1 tRNA gene is annotated in these 308 nt (G+C 62.0%); it reads left to right on the top strand.

Going from position 1 to position 308, the window contains the following annotated elements:
• Positions 1 to 136 precede the first annotated feature (136 nt).
• Positions 137 to 210 (top strand) — tRNA-Gly (locus TSO352_RS06730).
• Positions 211 to 308 lie beyond the last annotated feature (98 nt).

The following is a 308-nucleotide window of genomic DNA, read 5'->3' as shown; positions in this document are numbered from 1 at the left end:
GTGGTTAAAGGCAGCAGACTGTAAATCTGCCCGCGATAGCGTACGCTGGTTCGAATCCAGCCCCTTCCACCACTACTTTCCACGGCTTGTCCGTGATCGCGTTTGCCCCGGACGGTCGCGCCGGCGGGATGGCTCGGCGGGTGTAGCTCAATGGTAGAGCAGAAGCCTTCCAAGCTTACGACGGGGGTTCGATTCCCCTCACCCGCTCCAACCCGCGCGCGCCACAGGACGACGGATCCCGGCCGGGCCATTGTGTGCGTCCGGAACGTCGGGAACGAAAGACCAAAGCGATGGCGAAGGCAAAGTTT

It is taken from the genome of Azospirillum sp. TSO35-2, assembly GCF_003116095.1.
Lineage (GTDB): Bacteria > Pseudomonadota > Alphaproteobacteria > Azospirillales > Azospirillaceae > Azospirillum.
The sequence above is the reverse complement of the archived record's forward strand: the minus strand, read 5'-3'. Positions and strand labels throughout refer to the sequence as shown.